Genomic DNA, 12,251 nt, shown 5'->3' on the forward strand with positions numbered 1-12,251 from the left:
GGAGCGTTCCGTCCGGGCACTCGCCGCTGGCCAGCAGCGGAGTGCCGGGCACCGGGGCGGGCACGGGGGAGGTGCCGAAGTTGACCGCGCAGACCAGCCCGTCGCCGCGTTCGAAGGCCAGGACCTGCGGCGGCGCGTCCAGCCAGCGCAGCGTCCCCTCGCCGAGCTGGGGCAGACCGCGCCGCAGCTGGAGGCCGTCGCGGTACAGGTGCCAGAACGAGCGGGTGTCGGCCAGCGCCCGGTCGGTGGCGTGCTCGGCGAACCACTCGGGCTGCGGCAGCCACGGGCGGGCCTCCTCCGCGCCCGAGGTGAAGCCGAAGGGCGAGGCGTGGCCCGACCACGGCAGCGGTACGCGGCAGCCGTCGCGGATGCGGCTGCGGCTTCCGGTGCGGCGGAAGATGGGGTCGGTGAGCACCTCGTCGGGGAGGTCCACCACCTCGGGCAGGCCCAGTTCCTCGCCCTGGTACACGTAGGCGGCGCCGGGCAGCGCCAGCATCAGCAGCGCGGCGGCGCGGGCGCGCGCGGCGCCCAGGCCGGGGTTGCCCGGCCCGCCCCCCTCGCCCGCGTAGCGGGTGACGGTCCTGACCTGGTCGTGGTTGTTGAGCACCCAGGTGACGGTGGAGCCGGTGCCCGCGATGTCCCGCAGCGCCTCGTCGATGACCTTGCGGAAGGCGTCCGCGTCCCAGGGCGCGCCCAGCAGGTGGAAGAAGAACGCCTGGTGCAGCTCGTCGGGCCGTACGTACTTGGCGTGTTCGCGGGCGGTGGGCACCGACACCTCGCCCACCAGCAGCCGGTCGTGGCCGTCGCGGTCGGCGTACTCGTCGCACAGCGCGCGCCAGCGGCGCCACACGCCGTGCACCTCGGGCTGGTTCCAGGCCAGCGGGTTGACCGAGTCGCGGGTGCGCTCGTCGGCCTCCGGGTCGGGGGAGTCGGGCAGTTCGGGGTGCTTGAACAGCCCGGCGGCGACGTCGACGCGGAAGCCGTCCACGCCCCGGTCCAGCCAGAACCGCAGCACCTGGTCGAAGTGCTCGGCGACGGCCGGGTGGCGCCAGTTGAGGTCGGGCTGCTCGGGCGTGAACAGGTGCAGGTACCACTGGCCCGGTTCGCCGCCGGGTTCGGTGACGCGGGACCAGGCCGGGCCGCCGAACATCGCCCGCCAGTTGTTGGGCGGCACCTCGCCGCTCTCGCCGCGGCCGTCGGCGAAGTGGAACAGGGCGCGGTGCGGGCCGCCCGGCCCCTCGGCCAGCGCGGCGCGGAACCAGGGGTGCTCGCTGGAGCAGTGGTTGGGGACGATGTCGAGGACGACCTTCAGGCCCAGGCGGTGGGCGGCGGCCACGAGGCGGTCGAACTCCTCCAGATCGCCGTAGACCGGGTCCACGTCGAGGTAGTCGGCGACGTCGTAGCCGTGGTCGTGCTGCGGGGAGGGGTAGACGGGGCTGAGCCAGATGCCGTCCACGCCCAGTTTCCGCAGGTACGGCAGCCCGGCGCGGACGCCGGCCAGGTCACCGATGCCGTCGCCGGTGCTGTCCAGGAAGCTGCGGACGTAGACCTGGTAGACCACCGCGTCCCGCCACCAGCTCCGGGACGTGCCGGGGGCGGAGGCACCCCGCGCGGGGCGGGGCGAGACGCCGTGGTCGGTCGTGGCTGTGAGCATCCCTCGTGATCCCGTTCCTGCTCGCGGAGCACATGGTTCGTGAGCCGCTGTTCGTGAGCCGCCGTTATGCATGCATGTTATGTACGGGTGTCATCGAGGTGTCAACGAGTGGTCGGGAAGCCGCCCTTGTATGCCCCGGTATGTCCGGGCGAGGGACGCCGGAGAGGGCTCACTAGTACCTAACAGGTATCTAGGAAATGAGTGGGCGAGGGAGAGTGAAGCCCGCGGACCGGTCAGCCTTCGCCGGCAGGCCCGGCGCCCTCGCGCGCGAGGGACCGCAGCTCGCGCGCCAGCCGCGCGACCGCCTGCCGCGGGGTCTGCCGCCCCGCCATCGCGTCGTGCACCACCGCCTGCACCACCAGGCTCACCTGGTCGTAGCGCGGGCTCTTGGGGCGCGGCTCGGCCGCCAGCACGCTTTTCCGCAGGGCCGGCAGATGGGGGAAGGCGCGCACCAGCTCCGGATCGGAGTACAGCGACGCCCGCACCGGGGGCAGCGCCCCCTCGGTGAGCACCCGGCGCTGCACCTGCTCACCGGTCAGGTACGCGATCAGATCGGCCGCCGTCTCCGGGTGCCGTGACAGGGAACTGACCGCCAGGTTGGAGCCGCCCAGCACGCTGACGCCCGGACCGTCCGGACCGGGCAGCGGCACCGCCCCGAACTTTCCGGCCACCTTCGACCCCTCGCCGCCGGCCAGCGCGTACACGTACGGCCAGTTGCGCAGGAAGAGCAGCCGCCCGTCCTGGAAGGCCTGCCGCGACTCCTCCTCCTTCCAGGTCAGCGACTCCTCGGGGATCCAGCCCTCGCGCACCCCGTCGGCCAGGAAACCCAGCCCCTCCACGGTCGCCTCGGAGTCGGCGGTCACCGTCGCGCCCTCGTCGCCCAGGAGCGAACCGCCCGCCGAGCGCACCGCCTCGGTGGCGTTGGCCGTCAGCCCCTCGTACGGCAGGAACTGGCCCGCGTAGCCGTCCAGTCCGTAGCGGGGGGCGACGTCCCTCGCCAGCCGCTCCAGCTCGGACCAGGTGCGCGGCGGCCGCTCGCCCTCCTTCGCCAGCACGTCCGAGCGGTAGTACAGCAGCCCGGCGTTGGTCACGTACGGCACCGCGTACAACCGCCCGCCGAAGGTGGCGGTGTCCACCACCGGCGGCAGGAAGGCGTCCAGCGGGAAGCGGCCGGGATCCACCGGGGCGATCCAGCCCGCCGCCGCGAACTCCGAGGTCCAGGCCACGTCGATGTTGAGCACGTCGAAGCGGGAACTGCCCGAGCGCAGGCCGGTGACCATCTGGGCGCGGGTCTCGTCGGCGGAGTCCGGCAGCTCCACCAGGGTGGCCTCCTCGCCCGGGTGCGCGCGGTTCCAGTCGTCCAGCACCGGGTCGAGGTAGTCGGTCAGATCGCCGGCGGTGACCAGGGTGACGGGGCCGCGCCCCCCGGCGTGCGCGACCGGCCCGGCGGCCGGCGAACCCAGTCCGGCGTAGCCCGCCAGCACCACGGCGGCGGCCAGGAGCCCCCTCCCCGCGGCCCGCGTCCACCGCATAGGTCCCTCCCCAGCGCACCGGTCGTGCGCGGCCTCGCCGTCGAGCACCGGACGCCCATATATACCCGTTGGGCATGGGCGATACTAGACGCCGACCGACAGACAGCCGGCGCACCGCCGACCGGGCCGCCGCCGCCCGGAAGGGCCGCCGGCCCGGCACCGGCCCGGCACGGGACGGGGAGGAGGAGTGCGCGCGTGCGTCTGCCGCTCCTGGCCCTCCTCGCGGCCGGTCCCGCCCACGGATACGAGCTCAAGCAGGCCCTTGAGAAGCTGCTGGGCGCCGCGTACCCTCAGCCGAACGTCGGGCAGATCTACGTCACGCTGGGCAGGCTGGAGAAGTCGGGACTGATCGAGGGCGAGGACGTCGCCCAGTCCACCCGGCCCAACAAGCGGATCTACCGGCTCACCGACGCGGGGCGCGAGGCGGTGCGGGCGTGGTTCGAGGAACCGACCGACGAACCCCGGGTGCGCGACGAGTTCTTCATGAAGCTCGCCATCGCCCCGCAGACCGGTCTGGCCGACCAGATCGCGCTGATCAACAAGCAGCGCCGCCAGTACCTCAACACCATGCGCGAGCTGTCCCGGCTCGCGGCGGCCGAGGACCGGGACAACCGGGTGGCGCAGCTGCTGATCGAGGGCGCGATGCTGCACCTCCAGGCCGACCTCGACTGGCTGGAACGCTGTCAGGAGGAGTTGGAATGAGCCGTTCCCAGGCACCGGCCGGCCAGGGCCCCGCCGCACCGGCACACCCGCCCCCCCTCGTACGGGCCGAGGGCCTGGTCAAGACCCACCACGGCGAGGGCGCCCCCGCCAGGGCGGTGCGGGGCGTGGACCTGACCGTCTCGCGCGGCGAGTTCGTCGCCGTCACCGGCCCCTCCGGCGCGGGCAAGTCCACCCTCCTCCACCTGCTCGGCGGGCTCCAGAAGCCGGACGCCGGCAGCATCTGGTTCGACGGCACCCGCCTGGACTCCTACGGCGAGTCCCAGTGGGCGGTGCTGCGCCGCCGCCGCATCGGCATCGTCTTCCAGTTCTTCAACCTCGTCTCCAACCTCACCGTCGCCGACAACGTCGAACTGCCCGCCCTGCTGGCCGGCAGCAGCCCGAAGGGGGCCCGCGCCGACCGCGCCGAACTCCTGGCCGAACTCGGCCTGGAGGGCAAGGAGCGCAGCATGCCCGGCGAGCTGTCCGGCGGCGAGCAGCAGCGCGTCGCCCTGGCCCGCGCCCTGGTCAACCACCCCGACCTGCTGCTGGCCGACGAGCCCGCCGGCAGCCTCGACAGCCGCGGCACCCGCGAGGTGCTGCGCCTGCTCTCCCGCTTCCACGGCCGCGGCCAGACCATCGTGCTGGTCACCCACGACGCCCGGATGGCCAGCGCCGCCGACCGCGTCATCAGCTTCTTCGACGGCCGCATAGCCGACGACGCCGCCCTGGACGCGGACGGACCGGGCCTTCGGCGGCGCGGCAAGGGCGTGGCCGGCGTACTGGAACTGAAGGACTGAGACGACGTGCGCGCCACCCTGCGCTGGGCCCACGCCGACCTGCGGGCGCACCGCGGCGAGGCGCTGTTCACCGTCCTGGCCACGGCCGGGATCGTCGCCTCCCTGCTGCTCGCCGGCGCGCTGTTCTCCTACACCGCCGACCCCTGGCAGCGGGTCTTCACCCAGTCCGAGGGCGCGCACGTGTGGATCCACACCCGCGACGGCGCCCAGCCGGAGGAACTGCGCGACCTGGAGGGCGTCACGGGCCTGTCCGGCCCCTTCCGCACCGCCCGCACCACCGTGGAACTGGGCGGCGCGCGGGCGAACGCGGAACTGCGCGCCACCGGACCCGAACCGCCCGCGGTGGGACGCCCCCTGGTCACCGCAGGCCGCTGGCCGGCGGCCGGCGCCGCCGACGAGATCGTCCTGGAGGGCTCCCTCGCCCGCGCCCTGTGGGCCGAACCCGGCGACACCCTCACCGCACGGGGGGCGCGCGGCACCGAGCACACGCTGCGCGTCACCGGCGTCGCCGACACCGCCGAGCCCCGCTACACCCCCGGCGACACCCCCGGCATCGGCTGGCTGCCGGAGAAGGCGCTGGAGAAGCTCCAACCCGACCCCGAGCGCACCGGGCAGACCGTCGGACTGCGCCTGGCGGACCCCGACGACACCGACTTCATGGTCCAGCGCGCCGTCACCGCCCTCGGCGCCGACCAGGTCTCGCAGGTCACCCGCTGGCAGCAGGCCCGCGCCGAAGCAGCGGGCCAGGGGCGGCTGCTCGGCCTGCTCCTGGCACTCTTCGGACTCGGCGCGCTGCTGGCCGCCGCCCTGGCGGTCGCCGGGGCGATCAGCACCCGCGTCCACGGGCATCTGCGCGACATCTCCGTGCTGAAGGCCATCGGCTTCACCCCCGCCCAGGTCGTCCGCGTCTTCCTCGTCCAGCACCTGGGCCTCGCCCTCCTCGGCGTCGCCAGCGGAGCGGCCGTCACCGAACTGCTGGGCGCGCGCATCCCCGGCCGCATCGGCGAGGCGGTGGACGTGTGGCGGCAACTGCCCGGCCACACCTGGACGGTGCTGGCCACCACCGGCGCCTCCGTCCTGTTCATCGCCACCGCCACCTCGCTGGCCGCCTGGCGCGCCGGCCGGGTGCCGCCCGTGCCGGTGGCGCGTACGGCGGTGCCGCGCGGACTGGGCCCGCTGACCCTGCCCGAGCGGCGCGCCCTGGGCCGGGACGCGCCCCCCGCCCTCGTCCTCGGCTGGCGCGGCGCGTTCCCCGGCCGGGCCCGCTCGCTGGCCGCAGTCGGGCGCCTGGCCGTGCCGCTGGCGATGATCACCGCCGCGCTGGGCGCCTGGACCACCGTGGACCGCTTCCACGAACGCCCGGAGGAGGTCGGCCTGCCCGCCGCCCTCACCGTGCGCGACGGCTCCCCGGAGGGCGCAGCCTCCGGGGTCGGCCGGCGCGCCCGCACCGAGCGGCTGCTGGCCGCGCACCCCGACGTCACCGCCGTCCACCCCGGCACGGAGGTCGAGGCCCTCGTCCCCGGCCAGACCGCCACCATCACCCTGCGCGGCCTGGGCACCGACACCGAGCCCTACCCCTTCGCCCTGGCCGAGGGCCGCCTCCCCGACGGCCCGGACGAGGCCGTCGCCGGGCAGGGGCTGCTCGACCTGCTGGACGTACGCGTCGGCGACTGGGTGCGGATGACCGTCCAGGGCCGCCCGCAGATCCTCCACATCACCGGCCGCTCCATCGAACCCGAGGACGGCGGCCGGGTGATCTCCACCTCCCTGGACAACCTCGACCTGGGCGACGGCCCGGGCCCGGCCGCGCCCGACGTCCACCACCTCGTCCTGCGCGACGGCGCCGACGCCGGGGAGGTCGGCGCCGAACTGGCCGCCTCCTTCGACGGGCGGCTGGAGGTCCGCGAACCGGCCAACCCGGCCGACGAGCTGGCCGGGGTGCGCGGCGTCATCGCCGGACTGATCGCCGTCCTCGCCCTGATCGGCCTGACCGAACTGTCCACCGTCCTCGGCGCCCGCGTCCGCGACCGGGGACGCGACCTGCTCGCGCTGAAGGCCATCGGCCTGACCCCGCGCCAGATAGCGGGCGTGATCACCGTCTCCACCGCCTTCACCGCCCTGGCCGCGGCCCTCGCCGGCACCGTGCTGGGGGCCGCCGCCGGACGGTGGCTGATCGACGCGCAGGGCCGCTCCAGCGGCATCGGCGCGGGCATAGCCCAGGCCCCGCCCCCCGGTGTCCTGCTGCTGGTGGCCGCCGCGGCCGTGGTGGGCGCGGTCGCGGTCTCGGCCGTCCCCGCCGCCCGCGCCTCCCGCCGCCGCATCGCCGACACCCTCAGCGAGACCCTCTGACCGCCCGGGCGTGACCGGCCGGTTCCGACCGCCCGAAACCGGAAACGGGTCCTCCCCGTTCCGCCGAGGCGGAACGGGGAGGACCCGGAGGAAGAGACTGCCGTGAGAACGGGCCGCGCGGGATCAGACGCCCGCGATCGACTGGATCCAGGAGCGGTAGGCCGTCACGTTGGTGTAAGCCGTGGTGGTCTGCCGGTCGCTGGTGGACGCGACGCCGACCTGGACGCCGTTGGCCATCATCGGGCCGCCGGAGTCGCCGCCCGCGGTGATGCCGTCGCCGCGGCGGGCGCAGATCGCCGAACCGTAGTAGGCGTCACGGCAGCCGCCGGTCACGATCACGTTCGCGACCTTCAGGTACTGCGACTGGCAGTTGGCCTCGGAGCCGCACCGGGAGGTCGCGCCCCAGCCGTAGACCTGCACGGTCTGGTTCACCGACACCGAACCCGGCTGCCCCAGGCGGGCGTAGGTCGCCGAGACGGAGCGGTCCAGGCGGACCAGCGACAGGTCCGAGGAGGAGTGGTTGTAGATCTGGGTGCCGTTGGCGACGGTGCCGCCGCTGTGCTGGTTGAGGCTGCCGATGCGGAACGACAGCCCGCCACCGCTGACGCAGTGCTTGGCGGTGAGGATCCAGGTCGGCGCGATGATCGTCGCGGAGCACGTCTCACGGCCGTTGGAGAACAGCCGCGCGGCCCAGGGCGCGTTCTGCGCGTACCCGCCGCCGATGATCGGCTGCGGACCGCCGCTGCCGGGCGCCTCCTTGGCGGACGCGGCCGGGGCCAGCACGAAGAGGGAGAGAACGGCGGCCATGGCCGCGATCAGAGCGGGGACGAGCCTGGTTATTCGCAAGGGGTGCCTCGCTTCCGGATACACGCGGTGGTTCGCGTGTGGCCTGTGGGGGAGGCACCAGGATTCCCGTAAGCGGAACGGGCTGGGTACTACCACTTGGCCATAGCACGGTGTTATGGCCCGGGCTTTCGGAGCCTTGAGGGCGGCTCAGAGGTAGATCTGCCGCCCGCAGTCGCGGCAGCGGACCCTGCCGCCGAGCCTCCCGATCCGCCGGTGCCCGCACGAACCACCGGTCCCCGTCGCGCCGTCCGTGCCGCCCGTTCCGTCAGGCGGCTCGTCCCGGCCGTGGGACTGGAGGCGCACCATGTGGTCCAGCTCCGCGATGCACGGGCCGCACGCGTACACATCGCCCGCCGCGCCGGGAGTGCGCACCGAACCGATCCACAGCACGCGCACGCCCTCACGGCGGCAGTACAGCCAGCAGCCGCCCGTGATCCAGCCATTGGCGTCGTCGGTGTGCGCCGGCAGCGGCCACCCGTCACGCCACGGGCGCTCGACGGCCGGGGTGAAAGGAGGCGGCGTCACACCGCACCCCGCTCGATGACGGCCGCCAACTCCCGCGCCACCGGCGCGGAGCACTCGCCAAGGACCACCATCGCGTAACCGGTCGCCCCGTCCACGCGCACGGGGGTGCGGACGTCCACGGCCGGGAACCGGATCCCCGCCTGCCGCAGCGCCTCGGCGAGCGCGTCACGGGCCGCCTCCGCCTCCCCGATTCGTTGCTCCCCAACCTGATCCGAGTCCTTCATCACCATATGGTGTGATCCCTCCACCGTATCCCTGTGCGAGAAGCGACAGCGCGACTACCGTCGGTCGCGTTCGCTTTACGAGCATGAACCGGAGTGGAGCGCGAACACCCGTGGCCGGGAAGCCTTTCCCGGCCGCCCGGCGCCGCTTCCACACATTCCACGGAGGGGGACGGAATGCCGCCGAGAAGAGTGGTCACGGGCCGCAGCCAGGAGCCGCGCCGACGGTTCGCCGAGGAGTTGCGCACCCTGCGCACCGAACGCGGCGACAGCCTGCGGAAGCTGGGCGAGGCACTGGGCTGGGACTGGTCGCTGTTCGGCAAGATGGAGAGCGGCCACACCATCGGCAGCCCGGACGTCGCCCAGGCCCTCGACCAGTACTACGACACCCCTGGCCTGCTGCTGGCCCTGTGGGAGCTGGCGGCCGGAGACGCCACCCGGTTCCGCGAGAAGTACCGCCGATTCATGGCACTCGAGGGCGAGGCGGTGAGTATTCAGAAGTACTCACCCGGTGTCGTGCCGGGGCTGCTCCAGACCGAGGCGTACGCCCGTGAGCTGCTGACGCTGGGTGGCCTGCGTCCAGGCGACGAACTGGAACAGCAGGTGAAGGCGCGCATGAGCCGCAGGGATGTCCTGACGGGCGATGGCGCGCCTCAGCTCAGGGCGATTCTCGACGAGGCCGTTCTGCGCCGCCCGTTGCCGGACGTCACGGTATGGCGCGAGCAGTTGAAGTATCTGGTCGATACGGCAGAACTGTGGAACGTGATACTGCAAGTGCTTCCGTTTCGCGCCGGACTGCGCGAACTGAGTCACACGGACACGGCGTTCCTGCGACTGCTGGACGGCAGGACCGTCGCCTGGGTGGAGACCGCCTACAGCGGGGAACTGATCGAGGAAGCGGCCCGGGTCGAAGAACTCCAGGTCGGCTACGATCGGCTGCGCGACCACGCCCTGTCCCCGCGTGACTCGGCGGAGTTCCTACTCCGACTTCTGGAGGAGCTTTCATGACCACCTCCCCGCACGAGATAACCGCCGCACGGTGGCGCAAGTCCAGCTACAGCAACCTCAACGGAGGCGACTGCGTCGAGGTCGCCGACAACCTCCCCGGCACCGTCCCCGTGCGCGACAGCAAGAACCCGCACGGTCCGGCCCTCGCCTTCGCCCCGGACACCTGGGCGTCGTTCCTCACCGCCGTCAAGGACAACCGGCTCACCGGCTGAGCCGGTCCGGCAGGTGCTGTCGGCTGGGGTCCACCGGCACCTTCGTCAGATGCCGATGTCGAACGCCTTCGAAGGGTCAGTTGCCTGGATCGCGGGAGAGTTCGGAGTGCAGGCTTTGCCAGTCGGCATGCTGGTCACTCCACGCGGAGCTTTCGTAGAGCGCAGCCTTGGCCTCGGGCAGGGAGATTCCGAACACTCGGGACATGACATAGATGGTCTCGACCGGGGAGTTTCCTCGGCTCCGTAGTTCTCGAAGTGCCTGCTCGCGTTCAGGGGTGCCTCGACTGACCATGCTTGATGCGAGCGCGTCCAGAGCTGATCGATCCATTGCCTGATCCTCCACTGACCCGGAGTGGACTGCTTGGACGGTAAGGGCACCGGGCGTCGACGGGACCATACGTCTGCCCTGTTGTCCTGCTGGGAGGCGATCCCAGTAGGACAACAGGTCGCCTCTGGCCTGAAGGCGGACGCCAAGGTCCAGTCGGCTCACCGAAGCCGAGACTGTAGACCGGTTGTGGCGAAGTCTTTACGCCCGCTGTTCGCGCGAACGGCCATGACGAGGGCCACGGCAAGGAAGGCGATGGAAACCACCCACCAGAGGACCGCGTAACCTTCGGTTGCCTGGCTCAGCAGCAGGGAAGCCGCAGCGAGCATCAAGAAGGCGGGTGTCCACGCCCGTTTCCGGACCACGGTTCTCTCCGTTTCTGCTTCACGGTTTCAGAGTCGATGCGGTGCCGTTCCCGTGCGCGACAGCAAGGCCCCGCACGGCCCGGCCCTCGCCTTCGGCCCGGCCTTCTTCGGCCTCTGCGATCGACTCGGCCAGACGGCGGGCGTTCGCGGGCGAGCGCAGGAGGTGGATCGTCTCCTGCCAGGAGGCGAAGTCCTCCTCCGACAGCAGTACGGCGTTCCCGTTGCGGGACGTGATGTGCACGGGGGCGCGGTCGTTGTTGACCTGCTCGATCAGCGGAAACAGGTTCCTGCGAGCCTCGCCGGCGGTGATGGACACGGTCACCTCTCCCTTCAAGTGGTATAAGAAGCGGCACCACTCGCTGCTGTGTGGGGCCAGCCAAGCCTTCCATGAGTCGCGCCGGAGACGGTCCTCTCGCGTTACGCCCATGGCGGCCCGCAGGGCACGCGGGTGTCAGGCGCCGTCGTACAGGGAGCGGATCTCTATTGCCGCGCGGGCCAGTTCCGCGCGGGCCTCGGGTGGGGTGAGCACCTCCACGTCGGTGCCGAACTGGAGGAGTTGGCGGACCGCCGCGAGGACCGGGTAGTCGAACTCGGCGCGCGCCCAGCCCGCTCCGTCCGGGGTGGAGGGCTCGCCCGAGAGGTGCGCGCCCGCGATGCGCACCACCATGTCCAGCCGCTCGCGCCGCACCCGCGCCGTGATCCGGACGCCGCCGGGACGGTTCTCCACCTCGCGCCGCAACCCCGCCCACACCTGAGCCAGTTCCACGCCCTCGCGGCGCCGCACCGGCGACTCGGTGACGGCGAGGTCCGTCAGCCGGTCGGCGCGGAACAGCCGGCCGCGCCCGCGGTGGTCGGCCACCAGGTACCAGGTGCCCGCCTTGGCGACCAGCCCGTAGGGATCGACGGTGTAGGCGCGCACCTTTTCCCGGCCGCCGTGCCGGTAGCGGATGCGCAGCCGCCGGTCGGTGAGGACGGCGGCGTGCAGTGGCTCCAGGTCCACGGCCGGGCGCGGTGGCGCCAGCCACCGCTCCGGGTCGACCAGTACGCGGCGGCTGGTCAGTTCGGCGGCCGGTCGGTGCGGTGCGGGGAGGGCGGCCATCACCTTGCGCAGCGCGGACGCGAACGCCCTGTCCAGTCCCAGGGCGGAGTGCGTACCCCGTCCCGCCAGGACGAACAGGGCCCGAGCCTCGTCGGCGGTCAGCCCGGTGACGTCCGTGCGGAAGCCGGGCAGCAGGGCGATGCCGCCGTGCCGGCCGCGTTCGGCGTAGACCGGGATCCCGGCGGCCGACAGGGCCTCGATGTCGCGGTGGACGGTGCGCACCGACACCTCCAGGCGTTCGGCGAGCTCCGCGGCCCGCACCCGGCCGCGGGTCTGGAGGAGCAGGAGGATCGACAGCAGCCGGTCGGACTTCACACCATCGAGTGTGCCCGGAAAACATGACGGCGGCTGTCAGGTTATGCGGGCAGCCTGCGGCCGTACGCGCGGTGCGGACGGACGGAGGAGCCCATGAACCACGGGAACGGCCCGGTCGCGGCCGGAGAAGACCGGAGGGCAGGCGAAAGGACGGGGCGGAACGGGCGGGATGCCGGTCCCCCGGTCCGTCGCCTGCTCGCCCTGGACGCGGCCGGTATGGGCGTCGTCGGGCTCTTCTACCTGGCCGCCGCCGCGCCGCTGGGCAGGGCGCTGGGGCCGGGTACGGCGGTGGTGGCCGCGG

At 72.9% G+C, this 12,251-nt stretch carries 12 protein-coding genes and 2 pseudogenes; 6 read left to right on the forward strand and 8 right to left on the reverse strand.

Annotation, left to right across the window (positions count from 1 at the left end):
• A partial coding sequence (locus tag L7D48_RS18385; protein WP_237880553.1) for an alpha-amylase family glycosyl hydrolase occupies positions 1-1,654 on the reverse strand: 1,654 nt, incomplete at its 3' end.
• A 233-nt stretch (positions 1,655-1,887) separates the two neighbouring features.
• Positions 1,888-3,186, reverse strand: a complete 1,299-nt coding sequence (locus tag L7D48_RS18390) for an ABC transporter substrate-binding protein (RefSeq protein WP_237880554.1) — start codon at positions 3,184-3,186, stop codon at positions 1,888-1,890.
• Positions 3,187-3,381: 195 nt separating this feature from the next.
• On the opposite strand from L7D48_RS18390, the gene L7D48_RS18395 reads away from it, so the two are divergent.
• The 3 genes from L7D48_RS18395 to L7D48_RS18405 are packed head-to-tail and all read left to right on the forward strand — an operon-like array spanning position 3,382 to position 7,034.
• A complete protein-coding gene (locus L7D48_RS18395) occupies positions 3,382-3,888 on the forward strand; it encodes a PadR family transcriptional regulator (protein WP_237880555.1) in 507 nt (168 codons plus the stop codon).
• Positions 3,885-4,685: an ABC transporter ATP-binding protein gene (locus tag L7D48_RS18400; RefSeq protein ID WP_237880556.1), complete on the forward strand. Its 801-nt coding sequence runs from the start codon at positions 3,885-3,887 to the stop codon at positions 4,683-4,685. Before L7D48_RS18395 ends, L7D48_RS18400 begins: the two co-directional genes overlap by 4 nt.
• A gap of 6 nt (positions 4,686-4,691) precedes the next feature.
• Positions 4,692-7,034 (forward strand): FtsX-like permease family protein, encoded by a 2,343-nt coding sequence (locus tag L7D48_RS18405; protein WP_237880557.1) that lies wholly within the window; start codon positions 4,692-4,694, stop codon positions 7,032-7,034.
• A gap of 123 nt (positions 7,035-7,157) precedes the next feature.
• On the opposite strand, the gene L7D48_RS18410 is transcribed toward L7D48_RS18405, so the two are convergent.
• The 3 genes from L7D48_RS18410 to L7D48_RS18420 all read right to left on the reverse strand — a co-directional run bounded on the left by L7D48_RS18410 (position 7,158) and on the right by L7D48_RS18420 (position 8,629).
• Positions 7,158-7,880 carry a trypsin-like serine protease gene (locus tag L7D48_RS18410; RefSeq protein ID WP_237880558.1) on the reverse strand — a complete coding sequence of 241 codons (723 nt, stop codon included), beginning with the start codon at positions 7,878-7,880 and terminating at the stop codon, positions 7,158-7,160.
• 147 nt (positions 7,881-8,027) lie between these two features.
• A complete protein-coding gene (locus L7D48_RS18415) occupies positions 8,028-8,405 on the reverse strand; it encodes a hypothetical protein (RefSeq protein WP_237880559.1) in 378 nt (125 codons plus the stop codon).
• On the reverse strand, positions 8,402-8,629 hold the full coding sequence (locus L7D48_RS18420; protein WP_237880560.1) for a hypothetical protein: 228 nt from the start codon (positions 8,627-8,629) through the stop codon (positions 8,402-8,404). The genes L7D48_RS18415 and L7D48_RS18420 overlap by 4 nt, the downstream gene beginning before the upstream one ends.
• 174 nt (positions 8,630-8,803) lie before the next feature.
• Here L7D48_RS18420 and L7D48_RS18425 point away from each other — a divergent pair, with 174 nt between their 5' ends.
• Complete coding sequence (locus tag L7D48_RS18425; RefSeq protein ID WP_237880561.1) at positions 8,804-9,634, forward strand: helix-turn-helix transcriptional regulator; 831 nt, start codon at positions 8,804-8,806, stop codon at positions 9,632-9,634.
• On the forward strand, positions 9,631-9,846 hold the full coding sequence (locus L7D48_RS18430; RefSeq protein ID WP_237880562.1) for a DUF397 domain-containing protein: 216 nt from the start codon (positions 9,631-9,633) through the stop codon (positions 9,844-9,846). Before L7D48_RS18425 ends, L7D48_RS18430 begins: the two co-directional genes overlap by 4 nt.
• Before the next feature lie 76 nt (positions 9,847-9,922).
• Here the strand turns inward: L7D48_RS18430 and L7D48_RS18435 are convergent, their stop codons facing one another.
• From L7D48_RS18435 to L7D48_RS18450, 3 genes and pseudogenes are all read right to left on the reverse strand, one after another.
• Positions 9,923-10,189, reverse strand: coding sequence for a hypothetical protein (locus L7D48_RS18435; protein WP_237880563.1), 267 nt, complete (start codon positions 10,187-10,189; stop codon positions 9,923-9,925).
• A 441-nt stretch (positions 10,190-10,630) separates the two neighbouring features.
• Positions 10,631-10,852, reverse strand: a pseudogene (locus L7D48_RS18445) (type II toxin-antitoxin system Phd/YefM family antitoxin); the annotation flags it as partial.
• Positions 10,853-10,987: 135 nt separating this feature from the next.
• Entirely contained in the window at positions 10,988-11,950 is a 963-nt protein-coding gene (locus L7D48_RS18450; RefSeq protein WP_237880564.1) for a YafY family protein, read from the reverse strand.
• A 93-nt stretch (positions 11,951-12,043) separates the two neighbouring features.
• Between L7D48_RS18450 and L7D48_RS18455 the strand changes: the two are divergent.
• Positions 12,044-12,251: pseudogene (locus L7D48_RS18455) on the forward strand (hypothetical protein); the annotation flags it as partial.

Origin of the sequence: Streptomyces sp. ICN903, assembly GCF_022015835.1 — a bacterium.
GTDB classification, from domain to species: Bacteria; Actinomycetota; Actinomycetes; order Streptomycetales; family Streptomycetaceae; genus Streptomyces; species Streptomyces fenghuangensis.